The organism is Photobacterium sp. HL06 (genome assembly GCF_059552575.1).
The window spans coordinates 2,847,996-2,865,980 of sequence record NZ_CM183914.1; the positions used below are offsets into that span (position 1 = coordinate 2,847,996).

Consider the following 17,985-nt stretch of genomic DNA (forward strand, 5'->3'; position numbering starts at 1 on the left):
TTTCTTCTTACTCATTGCAGTACTGCAAACAAACGCAAGAATCAGCGTAGTCGCCGATTGCCAGAAACAGGGAGAATGGCATCCATGTTCACCATCACCTCACCCAATACCGCGGTTTTACCTCAGATCCAGCATAAAATTAATGACAAAACCAAACCACAAGGCGCACTGGGCCAGCTTGAAGATATCGCAGCCCAGATCGCGCTCATACAGCAAGCCGATTCCATCACTGTCAGCCAGCCACATTTGCTGGTTTTTGCTGGCGATCACGGTATTGCAAAGCATGGACTGAGCATTGCGCCGAGTGAGGTCACAACACAGATGGTGATGAACTTTATTGCCGGGGGCGCGGCTATCAACTGTTTTTGCCGTACCAGTGATATGGCGCTGAAAGTGATTGATGCCGGAACAAAACTAGAGGCAGACGATCACCCTCAGTTGCTAAAGCAGCGACTTGGTAACGGTACTGCAGACTTCAGCCAACAGGCAGCAATGCCACTTGCTACCGCCGAGCAAGGACTAGAGCTCGGTGCCTGCCTTGTTGCCAAGTTACACCAGCAAGGCTGCAACTTAGTCGGCTTCGGTGAAATGGGGATAGGTAATACCAGTAGCGCTGCAGCCATTATGGCTGCCATATTAAATATCCCTGCTGATGAGTGCGTCGGTCGAGGTACGGGTATTTCTGATGAGCAGCTCGAACGCAAACAGGCATTGATCACCCAAGCCCTGGATTTGCACCAGGCACAACTCAATGATCCACTGAACATTCTAGCCTGCCTTGGCGGTTTTGAAATCGCCCAGATCACAGGTGGTATGCTGAAAGCTGCCGAGCTGAAAATGACGGTATTAGTTGACGGGTTTATCTCGACAGCGGCAGCCATGCTAGCCACTGCGATGCATCCCGAGGTAAACCACTACTTCATCTACTGCCACTGTTCTGAAGAATCGGGCCACCAGCGAATGCTGCAGCACCTCAATGCCAAACCACTGCTCGACCTTGGCCTGCGTTTAGGGGAAGGAACAGGAGCGGCACTAGCACTACCGATGATCCGTTCTGCCTGTGAGTTTTACAACGAGATGGCAAGCTTCAGCGAAGCAGGGGTAACCGTGTGAGTAATCCGAGCGACTCCCCATCCGGCATAGCGGTTGAACCCGCTGAAACGGAGACTGTAGGGCTGAAAAATCAATGGCAAATCTTCCTGATCGCCTTGGCTTTTTTTACCCGGATCCCGATCCCGGCCAATACCCCCTACTCCGCCAAGCGGCTCAATCAGGCTAACCGCTACTTTGGGGTTGTTGGCATTATCGTCGGTGTTATCAGTGCCATAACCTACCTGTTAGCAATCGCACTTTTTCCTCCTGCCATTGCGGTAGCCCTGGCAATGGTTAGCAGCCTGCTAATCACCGGGGCCTTTCATGAAGATGGGCTGGCGGATGTCTTCGATGGGTTTGGCGGTGGCTGGGAGCCCGAGCAAAAGCTAGATATTATGAAAGACTCGCGGCTCGGTACCTATGGTGCAGCCGCTCTCGTGATGGTACTGGGGATGAAATGGCTCACCCTCGCTGCCATCGCCGAGATAGATTTGTTACTACCAGCCTTGATGATGGTTGCCATGCACGGCCTTAGTCGGATCTGTGCCGCTAGCCTCATTTTTTCATACCCTTATGTTAGGGAGGATCAAAACAGCAAGGTAAAACCGCTAGCCAATCAGCAAAGCCAACAAGATTTGTGGGTTTTAATTGCTACCGGATTGATTATATTACTCCTTCTGCCGCTCACTTCGGCGCTGACAGTGCTGATAGCCTTGACGACGACCCGTTTTTTGTGTGGCCGATGGTTTATGCAGCAACTCGGCGGCTATACCGGAGATTGCCTGGGAGCAACGCAACAGCTCACCGAGCTGGCGGGATACATGACACTACTCGTACTACTCTAGAAAGAGGAGCAACGGGCTTGGCTTTCAAGACCTCCTTGCTCCTTATACCAATTTTGAGAAGTAGATTGCTATTAGATAACAATTAGATTCAGACAGATTAAGGGAACCCCATGGTTGATCAGACCCAAAAGGACGACCGCTATAAAGCACGTCAACAGAAAGTTAAAGAAGAAGTCGATGCGCGTGTTGAAGCCGCCCAGGAAGAAAAAGGGATCTTTTTGATCATCACCGGTAATGGCAAAGGCAAAACGACCTCAGGTTTTGGCACCGTTGCCCGAGCTGTCGGCCACGGACAGAAATGTGGCGTCGGCCAGTTTATCAAAGGTACCTGGGACTGTGGCGAAAGAAACTTGCTTGAGTCACATGGTGTTGATTTTGCAGTAATGGCAACTGGCTTTACCTGGGAAACCCAGAACAAAGACGCCGATACAGCAGCAGCCCAAAGCACATGGGCTGCGTGTAAAAAAATGCTTGCCGATGAGCGTTATGATGTCGTATTGCTGGATGAGCTGACCTACATGGTTACCTACGGCTATGTCGAGCTAGATGAAGTCGTTGAAGCGATTAGCAACCGACCAGCGATGCAGTCAGTGGTTGTTACTGGCCGTGGCGCACACCGTACCTTGATTGAAATGGCCGACACCGTCTCTGAAGTACGCAGCGTCAAGCATGCTTTTGAAAGCGGGATCAAAGCCCGTAAAGGTGTTGACTGGTAACACATAAAAAATCCCGTCAGGTGAGGCCTCCTGACGGGATCCGCTGCTGTTATCCTGCAGGTGACAAGTACGTTTTCACCACTTTCTGCAGTTCAATGACTTCCGGCTCCGGTATATTTTCATCTGGATAAGCCCGGCGAACTTTGTCACTCAGCCCTTTGGCAAAGACCTGATAAAGCACACGAGTCGATACCGTTAATGGATATTCAGCCCCCTTTGGTAACTCAAACAGCTCACTACGGGTTTCACCTGATTTAATCCGGGTATCTTTACCAATTTTCACATAGCGCCAGAAACGCAAACCAACTGGCTTGCCATCCTTATCGACTCCTACCTTGATAAACTTACGGGCATCTTTCGGGATAACGCCGTCTTTCATCACGCCACTGGTATAAATACGCTGGCCATTGGCATCAGTCGCGATCACTTCCAGCCACACCTGACGACGCGCGCCACCCGGCATATCATGGCCGGAGTTCACATTTGTAACCTTAGCGTTCAGCAGGTTCCCCTGTTTTTCCACTTCAAGACTCAATGCCGTTTTCAAAATATCGACACTCATCTTTTTGTGTTCAGGGTTGCGCATACCAGTAAAGAAATAGTTTCCCCCAACCAAATGGTGCGAACGCAGGTTCGATTTCATCGGGCCATCATTGGTTGATTGGCCGCTAACCTTATTATTAAAGTCGGTCACATCCTGGGTCATATGGCAGTCAATACAGGTTTTATGTTGCTTGGGATCATCCGGCGCATTAAACGGTGATGCCAGCCACTCACCAAAGTTATCGTTAACATTTGCACCCTGTCCGGTTGTGAACTCGTTATGACACGTCGCACAGTAGAGCGAGCTCTGGTAAAGCTCAGGATTGGAATATGACGCCTTGTGCTGCTCTGGCGAGGCATTGATTTGTTTTTCCGACATCCACTTCAGCATGCTGTTTTTAGCATCTTCGAACACATAGCTATCACGGTCTTTGATATTAACCGTCATGTCGGTGTTGCCTCCGGCATTTTCTGCCTTAGTGATCCGGTGGCAGAATACACACCCCGTACCCCGCTCGCTGACCGACTGGCCATGGGTATAGGCCTCTTTCAGCGATGACCCGCCTTTTTCCCACATATCACCAAAATCAGTCATCGGCCCGTTGTCACCATTAATCACCATTTGCGGTGCATGGCAGCCACGGCAAAGTACACGGAACTCCTCACCTTCAGTTTTCGCAGCGAAATCTTCATGGAAGCGATAATAAGGGTGATCCATATTCATGCCATGGTTGGAATCGGCCCACTGATCGTAAATTGTTGTATGGCAGTCAGAACACTCGGCAGAATTGAGCCACTCGTCCGGGTGGGTATAGCGCTTGTTATCATCCAGTCGCAGCCAAGTTGAGAGGTATGGTAGGTTCTCTGGAGCGCGTACGTACTCATTCAGGGCCGACATCATTTTAGCAGCTTCAAGGGGCGGATTTTCAATACTAACTGGCGGTAACGACTCTTCACGCGGATCGCCCCCCATCCCACCTTGGGTTTTCTGAATAATATCAATGTATGCCCCCACCGGATCACCAGCGATCATTTTACGGACATCGACATGGCCGGTTAGGGCGTTGCTGAAACGATCTTTTTTACCGTCTTCCATTAACTGGCGGTTGGTAAAGTTAAAGCCGTCAAGGTGGCATGAGTTACAGCTCATCCAAAAGTCCCCTGCCATCGGGAAGTTCGGGTTATCAGCCATATTGGCGCTGTTAAAGAGCGTCTTGCCCTGACGCAGCTGCTTTGGTAGCGGATCTGCAGACACTAAGGCTGCAAAGTTGGCCTGAGCCAACTTAACCTTGGCAAACGGGCCAGCAGCACCGGTATCGAACTTGGCAATATCAAGCGACATCGCATTTTGCACATAAAGCTCACGCCCGGTCACCAACAGGCCCCGAGGGTTATCACCCGGCACATTGCGATAAATCTGGGTTGCTTTCACCCCGCCCTGAAATTTCTTACGACGGTGACGTTTTTTGTTTTTCTTGCCCTGGCGTGACAAGTCAAACACCATGAGATCTTCGGAGCCTGCCAGGGAAATAATGATCTTTTTGCCATCATCGGTAAACACTGCATCATGCGGGTTGGACACAATACGGATCCGGTTACCGCTTTCGATGATATTGATCTGCTTGAACAGCTGCTTACGCTCATCAACAATTTCATGCTCGTTACCTGCTTCCAGATCCAGCAAAGAAACGGTTGGGAACACCGTCGACTGGAACTGAAAATCATGACCGAATGACCATAGTACATGGGGCAGCCAAGCCTGGCGGCCATCAGGAGAGATAGCAATGGTATCCAACAGTCGAGGCTTACCCTGTGGGTTCGTCTTAACCGGATCGGCTACAGTGTCTGCTAGCTGTACTACCTTGATCAGCTTGGGCTGCTCACCGAGCACATTGTAGATAGAGACCTGACCGACAAGTGAATGGGTCACCAGCAGCCGGCCATCATCGGTCAGCGCCAGGCCGCGTGGCGTTGATGCCGTATCAAGTGTCTGGGTGATCTCACCCTCTGTATTGATGACCAGCAGCTTATCACGTTCAAAACTGGTCACGAAAAACCGCTGATGTCGCGAGTCGAAAACAACCCCAAACGGGCGTGACGGCACGGCTGTCACCCGTTTGGTCTGCAAGGTCTTGGCATCAAGCAGCACGACCTGATCATTCAGATAATCCGTTGCCAAAAGCAGCTTGCCATCATCCGTCATGGCAATTCGGCGGATATCTCGACCTATTGTTGACTCCGCAACCAACTTGCCATCTTCCCGAGAAAGAATACTGACACTTCCCGTATCAAAGTTAGCACTGATAATCTGTGCCTTATCCTGAGCAAACAACATTGAGCTGCTTTTCTCGATAGCCAGTGCCGATTGACTGAGCAGCACTAGCATCAACACAATAAGTTGCTTTGCAGGCTTATATTTACTTCTTAACATCATTCGCCTATACACTCACACTACATAAAGCCAGAGACCGGGATCACTGGCTAATTTGATATAAAAAGAGACGCCTTTCACCGATAAATCGTGGTTTGAACTGGGCTATCAACTTATGCTGAGGTAACCGCGTGCCAGATAACCGCCATGCACTTCGGGGAGAACGCCTAGCGGCATTGACCAGTGCCAATTTGCTGCTGGGATAATACATGTCATAGATTGCATGACTGCCTAATTGATCGCGTAGCAAATTCACACTGTAATTGGTGCCGATAACCTTTACTTGCGGGTTGGCCTTAATCCAGGTAATGGCCTGCTGAACCGGCGCTTGTCGCGGCGCAGCATGAACATTTTGGTAACCAAGCAGCAGGCAATACAAGGCGGCACAAGTACTGAGCACAGTAGTGAGTTTTATTCTCAAACGGCTCACTTCTACCGTGTGCTGTAACCTAGCTAGCTGTACCGGAAATACCACCAAAACCAGAAAAAGCACAGGTGCCCAATGGCGCAAGTTATCTGGGTTTTGCCCGACGGTGATCCAAACCCAGTACAACCAAGCAACAGCGGCGATTAGGGCAAGCTCTTGCCTTCTCATTCCCGGGCTATTTGGGCTATCAAGCCTAGGCGTCTTCATCACTACCAACCCGATAGCAGCACTAAATAATGAAATCGCGACCGCGGTTAAGCCAAACCAACCGAAGCCTTCCCCCAAAGCCAATAACCACTGCCAAAAACTGGCGCTATCACCTTCGACAGTATTGCCCCAAATCGCAAAGTGACCCTGGGTAAAACGGAGCCCTTCCTCAAAATAGGCTGCGCCATCATGAAACCAGATAAAGCCCAGGCTCAGTAAACCAATCATGGCAATAGCAATACTTGCCTGCAGGTATGCTCGTATTTTCGAGCTCGTATAACTCCCCCACCACGGTACCATCACCATGCCCAACGCCAGGGAAAAATACGATGGCCGGGTGGCAAGCATTAGGCCAATCCAGAGTCCGACCATCTTATTTTTCTGCTGCATAGCAGCGTTCAACGCCAGCATGAACAACATGATTGCCGCAGAATCAGATAAACCGCTCAAGGCTATCGAAGCCAACAGCGGTTGCATTAGCGCCAGCAGACTGCCTAAGGTGGCTGCCAGCCATGAGCTGGAAAGCAGAAGGATCATCCTCGCCACAAGAAGCGGGATCATCGCCGCCGATAAAAGCGAAACCCAAATAGGTGCAATCCCCGGCTCTACCCAAATGGCCGCCAGCCGGGAAAAACCGATAAAAGCAGGATACCCCGGAAAGTGGGGACGAAACTCCAACACTGAAAACCGTTCAATACCCCGTGAAAAGTTAAGCGCGTCATCACTGGTTAGTTCGAGGGGAAAACTACGTATCCACTGCCACCAAACCACGTAGGCCAACGTGATAACAATCACGTATGGCAGCTTACTGGCCGTTAACTTAACCACGGAATTGCCGGAGAAATCGCGCCGCATCGGTTGTTATTTCAGCCCACTGATTGCATTGATGAGCAGCTCACGCTGCTGCTTAAAGGCTTCGGGATCCGCCGGTGCCTGGCCAACACCGAATACGCCAGGATTACCGATTGCACCTAGCACGCCCTGGATGGCCGCTGTCGCCTGCTGCCTATGCGCTTCATCTAGCTTGGGCATGATCAAATCAAGAAACAGCTTACTTTTTACCACCAGTACTTTTGCAACCTGATAGTCGCCAAGGTTGTTCTCAGCACCATCAAGACGGCGGACTATCTCCTCAATCACGGTACGATCCATCACCGCTTCCACCTTAGCCGCATCTTTATTTTCTAGCGCTTGTGCCATTGGTGTTAGCAAATCCACCTGATGCTCATTAAGCAAATAGGTAAATTCTTCATGCAAACCGTCAACAGCCAATTGAACAGCCGCGAAATCGTTATTGGCTAACGCCTGCATAATCGCCTCTCGCCCATCAATCACGGGCTCTTTTCCAGCGGCAGCATATGAATACGCATGACTTGCAGTGCTGACCATTAACCCCATAATAACGGCGAGGCATGTGCGCAATACACCAGCAAACATTGTCAGTTTCATTTATTTCTCCTTGTGCAGCAGATCGCGGTTATGCAACGCTCTGAACTTCAATCACGGTTTTCTCATTACGAAAATCAAAAATTTCACGACGGCGATCTTTACCGTCAATCACAGACTGCGCAGCCATCATGCCCATTTCCATCGCGGTATCGGTGAAAATGTAACGGAAAGTTCCCTGACGACCGGTCATGATCAGATTGCCAAACTGCGACAAATGGGTGATCGCCTTTTCTCGCTTGGCCTGATAAGTCATATCCATTAGCGGGTAGGCATGCTCGGTATAGGAGGTGAAATACTCCCCCGTTGCCAGCTTGGGATCGACGCCTAAGGATTCAAGGTCGCTAAAGACACGCTGTTGCAGGCAATCACCATCCATCGACCAAACGTCATCCCCTTTATTACATGGGATTTCAATCATTACCGATGAGCGACCTTCGGGAGCCATATAGGACGAGCGGCGCTTGGGCTCTTGCAATCTGGTTCCCAATATTTCGGGATCAGACAGGTACTGCCAGGTGTTATCAGAGATATTGTCGGTTTCCATTGGCATATTCATAAAGCGCAATGCCCTAAACTCTAGTCCGCTATCAAAGCCTGTCAGCTTACACATCAGCGGTAGTGGCAGTGTCGAGATCACCTCGTCACAGGCGAGTGTTTTGACTTCACCCTGGTGTCGGTACTCGACAGTTTCAATCTGGTTATTGGTGCTAACATTTAATCCGCAAACATCGCTGTTCAGAACAATCTCTACGCCTTTCTTTTCCAGCTCTTGTGCCAAACGGGTGTAAAGCTGACCAAATCCCCACTTCGGATAACGATATTGGCGGGCATAGGTACGAACCGACGAACGGCGTCCCGGCAATAAACGACGGGCAACATCTTTTAAGTCCATCAGGCTGATACGCTGAGAGGCCCAGTCCCCAGACAAATTCATCGGATCAATCCCCCATAGCTTGGCGGTATAGCCTTCAAAAAAATGTTTATACAAAGTGGTGCCGAAACGGCTTTCAATCCACTCGGCAAAGCTCACCGCCGACTGATCTTGCGGCTTGGCTTTAAATAGCTGCTTACCAAGGTCGACCGCGCCGCCAACCAGCAAAGGCAGCGGTGCATTTTTGATTAAATCAACCATTGCCAACGGGTATTGGTAGATCCGCCCGCGATAGCGAATAACGCTTTTACGCTGCGCGAAAAGCAGCTCCTCACCCATCAGCTCATCAACAAATGCCAGCAGTTTGGGATTTTTGGTAATAAAGCGGTGTCCACCAAAATCAAAGCGGTACTCGCCATGTTGGCCGCTGAACGTCTGGGTCGCACACATGCCGCCGACATGATCGTCACGATCAAGGATGGTGACCTGAAACCCGGCTTCAACCAATTCCCATGCCGCCATTAACCCCGCAGGACCAGCACCAAGTACGGCGATATGTTTACCTGAAGAGACACTCATGCTTGCTTATAACCTCGGTTCCAGAAAAAAGTAAATGTCAGCATATAGCCGACCCAGACCATCAGCTGTAGCAAGCCTGGCGACGAGTTATAGCCAAACAACGCCCGCAAGAAGGTGCCAAATACGCCACGATCATCAAGAATATGTGAAATATCAAATAGCTGGGCATGAACAATAGGCAGTACATGGGCCGCCTGCAACATGTTGATTGCCGATGACAGCAAACCTGCCGCAATGATAATAATGAATAGGCTAGTCCAGCGGAAAAATGATCGTAACGGAACATTTCGGGTGCTTTTCAACATCAGCCAGACCAGTACAATTGACAGGATCAATCCTGAAATAGCCCCGATCAGTGCATCCTGGGTGCTGAACTCGCCAAAGTTTGAATACATCAAGGCAGAGAAGAACAAAATAGTTTCAAAGCCTTCACGCAACACAGCCAGTGTTGAAAGCAAAACCAGGCCCAATAGGTTACCGGTGCTGACCATGTCCGTCAGCTCTCTTTGCACCTGGGCTACTTGGTTTTTGGCCTGCTTCTGCATCCAAATTGCCATGTACGTCAGTACCACGGTGGCAAATATCAAGATACCGGCCATCAAATAGTTGCGATAGAGCTCGTTGCTAAACTGATCCACAACAACCTGGAAGACAACGGCCACCGCCAAGGACAGCAACAAACCGACAAATACACCTAAATAGATATATTTGTTGTAATGACGGGCATTTAACTTGGCGAGATACGACAAGGCAATGCCTACTAACAAAAACGCCTCTAGCCCTTCACGGAGGGTAATTAAAAAACTGGCTAACATAGGCTCCCCAATGTAAATAAATTCAATGTATTACGGCCTTTTCTGGCTCTTATCGATGACGAAACTTGTTTAGGTTCAATACGCTCCATCGCATTGCATGACGGAACACTAAAGGTGCCAGCAACCACGATGAATAGAAATGTACGTCTTGAATGATGACCCCCAGAGTGTTTCCCTGTTTGCCATAGAAAAACAGGTAGAAACCGCTTAGGCTACAAACAATCAGCAGCCATTCAATCACAGTCCCCGTTTGGCGCAGAAAAGACTTATTGCTGGAAGTGATCAGACGTCGGTGAGCTCCCCAGAACGCCCCGACAATAACAGTAAAAAGTGTGGCACCCACCAGCATGTGCACCAGCAACGTCCAGCGCTCAATTTGCCAGCTCACAGCGACCGCCTCCCACAGCAACAAGCCGCTAAAAAACATCACATAAAGCAACGACTCAGCCCATTTGTGATGGTAAGCCAGACGTTGCCACCATTGGCTAAACCCACCAGCGACAGGCTTTTGATCAGAAACCAGGGATACTGACATAACAACAACCTCAACCCACTAACAGCAAGAATTCTTCATCATTCAAGGACAATTGATAAAAACGACAAAGGCAGCGACTCATCGTCACTGCCTAATTGGTAACAGGTTTACTTACCTTTTACTTAACACTGGCTTTGCTAGCCATTGTCATTGCGGTACCGAACTTGCCACCCGCAGCAATGATCTGGTGTACACCATCTTCATCGGTGTCAGTAGAGTTGCTACCTTTGATTTGGTTTTCACCAGAATCACCCATCCATTCGGCTAGCTGCATACCGCCGTTAATGACAGTACGGAACCAGCTTACATAACGGTCGGTTAGCGTAGTCAGCTCAAATGCTGGCTCATTTTCGCCTTCTTCATTTTTCAGGTGAAGAATCGCTTCACGTAAACCGCCTGAAATAGCCGCTTCTGTATATGGGGTATGGATCGTTGCTTTACCCGGTACCGTTGCCCATGTGTTGATGTTCTCATCAAACATGTTTTTCTCTACCGCAAGATAAATTGAACGAGCAGCTTGCTTATACTTCACATCATCTGTTGCAAGGTAAGCCGCAACCAGGCCGCGGATCGCTGCAAACTGTGCATCCAGTGACTTTTCTTTGCTTAGCTTGTTAACTGTATTCAGTGTCAAACCATCGAACACCAGGCCATCTTTGCCCGTTAGCTGGTTGATAATAAAGTCAGCCTGAGCTTTGATCATCGCCAGAGCCTCTTTACCAGCCGCAGATTTCAGATCAACATCACCCGATTCAGCCGATGCATAACCAACCGGTAGGGCATCTTTCGCACGCTGGTAAATAGACAATGCAACAAGAGAGTATGCTGCGTCGTAGGTATCTACTTTGTTGCCCTGCTGGCCATCTTTGTATTCAGTAACAAAAGTGCCATGGGCTTTGTTGTAGTGCAGAGCGGCAATGTTTTTGAACAATAGGTTAGAGATATTGTTAGCTAGCGAGAACGCATCATCAGCCGCAACATCATTGCTCTCGTTCGCATCAGTGTTGGCTTTTGGTGCAGCTGCAAATGGTGCGCCATCAAAGACAGCCAAGAATGCAGGATTTTGTGCACTATTTGCTGTGCGCTGATCACTGTATGCGAAAAATTCAGCAACAGGCCATAGCGTTGACCAGGTATCACGCAGTGTTGATGCACTGTCGGTCACTGTTAGACCAGCAATTGATTTCACACCGTTGTTGGTACCTTCAGTCACTGCCACTTTATGGGCAAACCAGATAGGGCCTTTGGCCGGATCATAGTCAGGGCCGAACTTAACGCCCAGATCCTTGCCATTGAAGCCCAGCTGCTGTTGCATGATTTGCAGCTTGTCGATAGACATTTCAGTCAGCATCATACCGTTAAAGCCATCGGCAGCTGAAACACCTAGGCTATGCTTGCCGTCGTGATCCATAGTGGCTGAATCAGCTTCAACTTCTTCGTCAGTCTCAGTAACGTGCATACCCCCCAGGAAGTCTTGCGACCACATCACTTCTTTTAGAAGAATGCCACCTGTTGCAGCCGGGTTGAATGACTTATCAAATGTCGCTTCATTCCAAGCCAGGCTCTTGTAGTCGCGGAAGTAGGCAGGAACAACTGTCTGAACCGTTTTGCTATTGCCTTTTGCAGTAACAATTTCTACTTCGTCACCATTTACGGTGGTGGTATCAGGCTTTTGCGCAAATTCTGGGCTGCCCGAAACATAAGGGATAGAAATCGGGTACATGTTCTGTGGGATTTCACTCACTGGGAAACCTACCGCGTCAGCCATCTCGATAACTCGCTTACCTAGATCAGCTAGCTGGCCGCCGCGTGCACGGTTAACCGGGCCATTGACAAGGTGTGGGCCCATCGTCGACTGGTAGTTAAGCGCGTACATTGCTTCTTCTGAGTATTCATAGCTTTCAATACCAGCAGCAAAGTCAAAAGGAGTGGGATCGTTGGCCATATTTGGATCTAGGACATCTAGATCCAAGCCGAGTGATTCAGCTAGCGGCTCACCCGACAGCTCAAATTCGGTATAGGCTAAAAAGCTACCTGCTGGTTGATGGGTTTTATCTAATACTTCTACTTGGGCTGTCGCACTTACCGCTGTTGTGAACACGGCGGCAGCGATTGCAACGCTAAGGACTGACTTCTTCACTACTTTTCCTTTTTATACTATCCATTTACAGAGTACGTAACTCTCAATTTATTGTTGGATAAAGCTTGAAACGAGAACGATTTGCATTCTATATGTTTCAAAATGTAAATCAAGGTATTGAGAGTAATTATCATTTTTATTGTTGATCAAAATCAATATTTGAAATGCAACTTATCAGTCGAAGTACGCAACCTGATGTATTTACTTTATTTTTATTGTGGTTTTTTTACTCTACTTAGAACTAAGCAGAGGTAGAGGAGCATTAGTCAAACAGGGAGCCTTGACTCCCAGCTATAGCAATCAGGGTATGTAGGAGTCCGACTTTTCATAAGAGAGGTAACTACCAAACACTGGTGGTAAGGGTATTTAATTCCTCACTCAGCTTACTCGAATATTAGTTTCTTCATTAGTTTTACTTTTCGACGCAATATACCCTTATATAATAAGGCGATCGATAATAAACATAATCGCCTTATGCGAAAGGAAAATTATATGCCTTCAAGTCTGCCCAAAGGGTTCAGTCGCCCATTTTTAAAGTTATTTCACATACTCGAGGCTATTCTCCTCGTGGCGATCACCCTGGCTACCATTACTGCGATGGTGACTGAATTTGTTCATGTCTATGTGAATAGGGAAATATTGTTGACAGATATTCTGTTGATGTTTATCTATCTGGAAGTGCTTGCCATGGTTCAGCAATTTGTCTCCCATGGCAAGATCCCGGTACGCTACCCGATTTATATCGCTATTATGGCTATCGCCCGTTACATCACGCTAGGTATGAAGGAGCTAGACGGACTATTTGTGGTCTGGTTGGCACTCGCTGCATTTATCTTGGCAGCCGCCACCTTGATGATCCGCATTGGCCATCATTATTGGCCATATGAGCTTGTTACTGATCCAACAAAGAATCAGCCTGAAGATTAACAAACTATACGGCATACCATAAAACAACCAACTAAAGGGAGCTCTTGCTCCCTTTGTTATTGTTAATCAACACAATTATTGCCTCACGGCTTTCTGGTTTTTCTTCTTATAAAAGTTCAATGCCTGCTCCAGTGCCCTTTCATGCATCTTTTCTCTTAGTTTTTCGAAGTCGACCTTTTTTTCCATTAGCTACCTCAGTGATGCAATAGGTAAACACATAACTTACATCACTAATCCTAGTATAAAACATTGAGTTATATGGCTTTTTATTATCTATCTAATCAGAAAACAAGATCGGTATTTCAAACTGGAGTACAAACACTTTCTCAAGCAACAAAAAAATGCCAACCAGATCAAACTGGCTGGCATCGTAAGTATTATGCAATAGAGAATTCTTCGTGTTTTATGCGGTTCATGTATGAATTCACCGCGAATGCAAGGGTACAAAGCCCCAGTCCCCATAGCCAAATTGGCAGCATACCTACTGATAATGCATATCCAACACAAGTGGCAGTAAACACGCCAATGAAGCCGGGGATCAAGAAGCTGTGGTTTAGAACATATTTACCTATTCTTGTTGTACCTGAGCGGTCGAAAGTAATCGCAGCAAGATCTGACGGGTAGAATGGGAAGAAATAATAGGCATAACAAGCAGGAAGCACACCGATTAGTACTTCAGCTGGAATACCCAACGCAAAACCAAGTGGTAACATGATAGTAAGAACTGCGGCTTGGCTCTTTAAAAAGATCGAAGATACATACATTGCAATAGCAAAGGTCCAAGGGTGTGTCTTAACCACATCTTCAACAAGGCTTATAATGTAAGGTTTATTGAAAGATATTATTGTGTCACTCATCCATGCGATACCAAAGATGATAATGACCGCGCTCATACCGGCTATAAAAACATTTGTCTGGACAATCTTTTTCGGATCAACGTTGGTCGTTAACAAAATAATTGCGCCGACTGACAACATCAGGAACTGAAGAGCTGTTGATGTTTTAACGCCGTCCGGAAGTAAACCAATATCTTTACCAAACATTGCCACGCAGATCACCACTAAAATACCGAGTAAGAAGACACTTAAGCCCATCTTCGCTTCTTTATTATTAGCCTGAGCATTCTGAGTGTTGGAAGTATCGGATTTATCAATTAGCTGTGCTTTAAACTGAGGGTCTTCACATCTTTGCAAAAACTCTTGGTCATCCTGCAATTCTTTACCGCGTTTAAGGCTCCAAGTCGCTGCAATCAATACACCCGTAAGTGTTGCTGGGATGGTTACCATGAGCACTTGGCCCAACGAAATATCCAGATTGTTTGTGGCTGCTGTTGCCATTACCACAGCCGCTGCTGCCGCAATTGGGCTTGCTGTAATACCCATTTGAGACGCAACAGTCGATATTGCCATAGGCCTTTCTGGACGTATCCCTCGCTTGATACTCACATCGTAAATTACTGGTAACAAAGGATAAACAGAGTGACCTGTACCGACCATAACGGTTAGACAGTAAGTACAAAGTGGCCCGAGAAAAACAATTTTCGAAGGATGTTTTCTTAAGAGTTTTTCTGCATAATTAACCAGTAGCTTCAATCCTCCGGTCGCTTCTAGCGTCGCCGAAGCAGCAACCACAGCAAGAATGATCAGCATAACACCGATTGGAGGTTTGCCCGGGGCAATACCAAATACAAACGATAGAATAGATACACCCAATCCACCGAGAAGGCCAAAAGCTATGCCTCCGTATCGGATACCTATAAAAATAACGGCGAGCAACAACATCATATGAACAAAGAACATATTTTTTCCTTAAATATAAAGTAATTTGTCTTTTAAATAAGTTAACTGGAATGTTTTTCAATGCTGCTTTCTTAAGCACATTGCTAAATGTATCCCATCTTTTTTTGTGGGGTTATTATGATTTTTGTAGTCTACCAACACTTGCCGACCGGAAGATTGAGTACCCTGCTAATGTAACTATTTTAGGCTTTTGTAACTTTTGTAAATGGGTGGTTTAGCGAGGAGATATTGAAGTGGTTTGGGTATATACTGCCCCCGTCACTAACATTGCTATTCTAAGAACTATCATGAAACTTAAGAGTTATCTGATCTTAACCATCGTTGCAGCTACCTCTTTTCTTGTTATCGTCGTAACCACCGCCATCTTTTTTTTACTGCAAAATTCGTATCAGGAAGGCATTGAAGCACGAGGGTTAGAACTTGCTCGCGTGGTTGCACATGATCCTATGGTCATTAACGCGGTTGATGCCAAAAATAAGCAGCAGAAATACGACCTACAAGACTATGTGGAAGATATTAGAGCACGTACTGATGCTTCCTATATCGTGGTCGTCGATAAAGAGACCATCCGTTTGAGCCACCCCAAACCAGATAAAGTCGGTAAGTATTTTATCGGTGGCGACATTAAACCTGCGATAGAACAAGGTGATGAATTCAGCAGTGTGGCATCTGGCTCACTCGGCAAAGCTATCCGTAATTTTTCTCCTATTATGTTAGATGGCAAAGTTATTGGTGCGGTCTGTATTGGGTATTTATCTGAAAAAACATCTGATATTTTTTTAAAACAATATGGTCATATTGGCATGCTTATCGGCGTGGTCTATTTGCTTGGTATTGGCATTACAGCCGCGTTCATGTTCAAGATGAAACGTACCTTCCTGGACTATGAGCCAGAGTTTATTGTGAACAAATTCCGCGAACATGAGATGGTACTCGATAGTATTCGTGACGCCATTATTGCGGTTGATAACAACATGAACATCACCACCATTAATAACAGCGCAATTAAGATGCTTTCTATGGGGGTACTGGATCGCTATGACTATGTGAATCACTCTTTATCGCACTATTCCACGCCGTTAAGTCACTTAGTTCTCGCCAATCAAGGAGTATTCCATCAAGAGGAATTCAAAATTGGCAAACTCAACTACACAGCCAACGTTTATCCAATCAACACCCCGAAAGGAGCGCTGGGTCACGTCGTCGTATTCTTCACGAACCTTGACCCAAATGAGCTTGAACGCGAAGTCACGTCCTTGAATAGTTATGCAGAATTACTCCGGAGTAAAACGCATGAGTATTCCAATAAGCTCAATGTACTTTCGGGCATGCTACAAATCGGTAAATATGATGAAGCCGTTGACTTTATTCAACAAGAAACTGATCGCTACCAATCAATAATTCACAATATTGTACTGTCGGTGACAGATAGTGCCGTTGCTGGTTTGTTGCTCGCGAAATTTAATAAAGCTTCAGAGATTGGTGTGAAATTCACTATCGATATGGATACAAATTTGTCGAGTTACGAGAAGAATATTTCGGAAAAACTCGTCACAATGGTCGGTAACTTGATCGATAATGCCCTACTCGCATCGTGGCAAAACAGAGAGAATGCAGAGCCTGAAGTACATGTGTATCTGAGCGATCGCAGCAATCACATCATTTTAGAAATTCAGGACAGCGGCGCTGGTGTGCCCGACGATATTTCCGATCACATTTTAGAGTTCGGTGTAAGCTCTAAGATCGACGATGAACAGAGCGGCATTGGCTTGTACCTGGTCAAGCAACTGGTCGATTACTTCCGTGGTAGTATTGATTGGGAGCGCACAGAGCAACACACTACGCTATTCAGTATTTACTTAGATAAAAGTGAAATCGCTAATCATGGATAAAACCACTGTAATGCTTATTGAAGATGATAGTCGAGCCAGCTACACCCTCGAATCAACCATCAATCAACACCCTGATTTCACGGTGGTTGCTGCTAGCGAAAGCTGTTCAGATGCCTTGTTGCAATACGGGGCGTTCAAACCAACATTAATCTTTGTCGATATCACGCTGCCCGATGGCAATGGTATTGATGTTATTCGTCAACTGCGTGAACAAAACGCGGATTGTGATTTCATTATGACGACCGCCGAACGAGAAACCGCAACGGTCGAAAAAGCCGTTCAGCTTGGTGTGACTGATTATTTAGTCAAGCCGATCCGCATGTCTCGCGTTAACCAAGCCCTTGACGACTATAAGCAGTACAAACAAAAACTAGCTCGTGCTGCAACCGTCGATCAAGGTGATATCGACCAGATATTCCGTAAAGCACCGGTAAAGCAATTACGCCAGACACCTAAAGGGATTGATGCAACAACTCTTGCTTCATTGCAGGCGATTCTGTATGCAGATAAACCACACGACTTTTCTGCAGATGATATTGGTGAGCGAATGAATGTCAGCCGTATTACAGCAAGGCGCTATCTGGAGTTTTTAGAATCGGAAGGTATGATCCGCTTAGTTCTAAACTACAAAACTGGCGGTCGCCCTCGTCGTTTGTATCAAATGGTCGAGTAACAGAGAAACCTTAGCGAGGGCGTCAGTGAGTTATCAGGTGAACG

14 protein-coding genes are annotated in these 17,985 nt (G+C 47.1%); 6 read left to right on the forward strand and 8 right to left on the reverse strand.

The window, feature by feature from the left end; genetic code table 11:
- The first annotated feature begins 84 nt into the window (after positions 1 to 84).
- From cobT to cobO, 3 genes are all read left to right on the forward strand, one after another.
- Positions 85 to 1,113 (forward strand): nicotinate-nucleotide--dimethylbenzimidazole phosphoribosyltransferase, encoded by a 1,029-nt coding sequence (gene cobT / locus AC51G0_RS12975; RefSeq protein ID WP_496298960.1) that lies wholly within the window; start codon positions 85 to 87, stop codon positions 1,111 to 1,113.
- 26 nt (positions 1,114 to 1,139) lie between these two features.
- On the forward strand, positions 1,140 to 1,937 hold the full coding sequence (locus tag AC51G0_RS12980) for an adenosylcobinamide-GDP ribazoletransferase (protein WP_496301943.1): 798 nt from the start codon (positions 1,140 to 1,142) through the stop codon (positions 1,935 to 1,937).
- Positions 1,938 to 2,047: 110 nt separating this feature from the next.
- Complete coding sequence (cobO, locus tag AC51G0_RS12985; RefSeq protein WP_496298961.1) at positions 2,048 to 2,653, forward strand: cob(I)yrinic acid a,c-diamide adenosyltransferase; 606 nt, start codon at positions 2,048 to 2,050, stop codon at positions 2,651 to 2,653.
- A 49-nt stretch (positions 2,654 to 2,702) separates the two neighbouring features.
- Here the strand turns inward: cobO and AC51G0_RS12990 are convergent, their stop codons facing one another.
- The 7 genes from AC51G0_RS12990 to AC51G0_RS13020 form a co-directional block, all read right to left on the reverse strand.
- On the reverse strand, positions 2,703 to 5,630 hold the full coding sequence (locus AC51G0_RS12990) for a cytochrome D1 domain-containing protein (RefSeq protein ID WP_496298962.1): 2,928 nt from the start codon (positions 5,628 to 5,630) through the stop codon (positions 2,703 to 2,705).
- 40 nt (positions 5,631 to 5,670) lie between these two features.
- Positions 5,671 to 7,089: a hypothetical protein gene (locus tag AC51G0_RS12995; RefSeq protein WP_496298963.1), complete on the reverse strand. Its 1,419-nt coding sequence runs from the start codon at positions 7,087 to 7,089 to the stop codon at positions 5,671 to 5,673.
- Between the two features lie 33 nt (positions 7,090 to 7,122).
- A complete protein-coding gene (locus AC51G0_RS13000; RefSeq protein WP_496298965.1) occupies positions 7,123 to 7,710 on the reverse strand; it encodes a hypothetical protein in 588 nt (195 codons plus the stop codon).
- A gap of 28 nt (positions 7,711 to 7,738) precedes the next feature.
- Positions 7,739 to 9,160 (reverse strand): FAD-dependent oxidoreductase, encoded by a 1,422-nt coding sequence (locus tag AC51G0_RS13005; protein WP_496298966.1) that lies wholly within the window; start codon positions 9,158 to 9,160, stop codon positions 7,739 to 7,741.
- The gene (locus tag AC51G0_RS13010; RefSeq protein WP_496298967.1) at positions 9,157 to 9,975 is read right to left on the reverse strand and encodes an FTR1 family iron permease; all 819 of its coding nucleotides are present in this window, start codon (positions 9,973 to 9,975) and stop codon (positions 9,157 to 9,159) included. The genes AC51G0_RS13005 and AC51G0_RS13010 overlap by 4 nt, the downstream gene beginning before the upstream one ends.
- A 49-nt stretch (positions 9,976 to 10,024) precedes the next feature.
- Positions 10,025 to 10,510, reverse strand: coding sequence for a hypothetical protein (locus AC51G0_RS13015; protein ID WP_496298968.1), 486 nt, complete (start codon positions 10,508 to 10,510; stop codon positions 10,025 to 10,027).
- A 118-nt stretch (positions 10,511 to 10,628) separates the two neighbouring features.
- On the reverse strand, positions 10,629 to 12,650 hold the full coding sequence (locus AC51G0_RS13020; RefSeq protein WP_496298969.1) for a hypothetical protein: 2,022 nt from the start codon (positions 12,648 to 12,650) through the stop codon (positions 10,629 to 10,631).
- A gap of 492 nt (positions 12,651 to 13,142) precedes the next feature.
- Between AC51G0_RS13020 and AC51G0_RS13025 the strand changes: the two genes are divergently transcribed.
- Positions 13,143 to 13,577 carry a phosphate-starvation-inducible protein PsiE gene (locus tag AC51G0_RS13025; RefSeq protein ID WP_496298971.1) on the forward strand — a complete coding sequence of 145 codons (435 nt, stop codon included), beginning with the start codon at positions 13,143 to 13,145 and terminating at the stop codon, positions 13,575 to 13,577.
- A 377-nt stretch (positions 13,578 to 13,954) separates the two neighbouring features.
- Here AC51G0_RS13025 and AC51G0_RS13030 read toward each other — a convergent pair whose 3' ends face one another.
- Positions 13,955 to 15,376: an anaerobic C4-dicarboxylate transporter gene (locus AC51G0_RS13030; protein WP_496298972.1), complete on the reverse strand. Its 1,422-nt coding sequence runs from the start codon at positions 15,374 to 15,376 to the stop codon at positions 13,955 to 13,957.
- Positions 15,377 to 15,663: 287 nt separating this feature from the next.
- On the opposite strand from AC51G0_RS13030, the gene AC51G0_RS13035 reads away from it, so the two are divergent.
- Positions 15,664 to 17,268 carry an ATP-binding protein gene (locus AC51G0_RS13035; protein WP_496298974.1) on the forward strand — a complete coding sequence of 535 codons (1,605 nt, stop codon included), beginning with the start codon at positions 15,664 to 15,666 and terminating at the stop codon, positions 17,266 to 17,268.
- Positions 17,261 to 17,941: a response regulator gene (locus AC51G0_RS13040; protein ID WP_496298975.1), complete on the forward strand. Its 681-nt coding sequence runs from the start codon at positions 17,261 to 17,263 to the stop codon at positions 17,939 to 17,941. Before AC51G0_RS13035 ends, AC51G0_RS13040 begins: the two co-directional genes overlap by 8 nt.
- Positions 17,942 to 17,985: the final 44 nt, after the last annotated feature.

Excerpts from the sequence above, each read along its gene's own strand:
- AC51G0_RS13015 (WP_496298968.1), bottom strand. The coding sequence starts at position 10,510 with ATGTCAGTATCCCTGGTTTCTGATCAAAAGCCTGTCGCTGGTGGGTTT.
- AC51G0_RS13025 (WP_496298971.1), top strand. The coding sequence starts at position 13,143 with ATGCCTTCAAGTCTGCCCAAAGGGTTCAGTCGCCCATTTTTAAAGTTA.
- AC51G0_RS13010 (WP_496298967.1), bottom strand. The coding sequence starts at position 9,975 with ATGTTAGCCAGTTTTTTAATTACCCTCCGTGAAGGGCTAGAGGCGTTT.
- AC51G0_RS13005 (WP_496298966.1), bottom strand. The coding sequence starts at position 9,160 with ATGAGTGTCTCTTCAGGTAAACATATCGCCGTACTTGGTGCTGGTCCT.
- cobT (WP_496298960.1), top strand. The coding sequence starts at position 85 with ATGTTCACCATCACCTCACCCAATACCGCGGTTTTACCTCAGATCCAG.
- AC51G0_RS12990 (WP_496298962.1), bottom strand. The coding sequence starts at position 5,630 with ATGATGTTAAGAAGTAAATATAAGCCTGCAAAGCAACTTATTGTGTTG.
- AC51G0_RS13030 (WP_496298972.1), bottom strand. The coding sequence starts at position 15,376 with ATGTTCTTTGTTCATATGATGTTGTTGCTCGCCGTTATTTTTATAGGT.
- AC51G0_RS13040 (WP_496298975.1), top strand. The coding sequence starts at position 17,261 with ATGGATAAAACCACTGTAATGCTTATTGAAGATGATAGTCGAGCCAGC.
- AC51G0_RS13000 (WP_496298965.1), bottom strand. The coding sequence starts at position 7,710 with ATGAAACTGACAATGTTTGCTGGTGTATTGCGCACATGCCTCGCCGTT.
- AC51G0_RS13035 (WP_496298974.1), top strand. The coding sequence starts at position 15,664 with ATGAAACTTAAGAGTTATCTGATCTTAACCATCGTTGCAGCTACCTCT.
- cobO (WP_496298961.1), top strand. The coding sequence starts at position 2,048 with ATGGTTGATCAGACCCAAAAGGACGACCGCTATAAAGCACGTCAACAG.